Annotated in this window: 1 pseudogene; it reads right to left on the bottom strand. The window is 46.0% G+C overall.

The features are described 5' to 3' along the window. Positions 1–235, bottom strand: a pseudogene (locus Q4528_RS16170) (hypothetical protein); the annotation flags it as partial.

Raw genomic sequence — 235 nt, 5'->3', positions numbered from 1 at the left:
GATAACGTATGTTTAACCAAGCAGAAGGCTGCACTTGTTGTTGCTTAGCGGTTAGCCGAAGTTCAGCTACTTTTAAGGCCCAATGAAACAGTTTCTGTTTAGAGGCTGAAGCAGTGGCAACTTTTTGCAAAATTGCTGCATGAATTTTTTCGTATAAGCGAGGCACGCTGCACATTAAGGTTGGCTGGCTGCGTGGCAAGGCTTCTTGAATGAGCGCGGGGTCTTCCAAGTATAC

It is taken from the genome of Staphylococcus pasteuri (assembly GCF_030547725.1).
GTDB lineage: Bacteria > Bacillota > Bacilli > Staphylococcales > Staphylococcaceae > Staphylococcus > Staphylococcus pasteuri.
The sequence above is the reverse complement of the archived record's forward strand: the minus strand, read 5'-3'. Positions and strand labels throughout refer to the sequence as shown.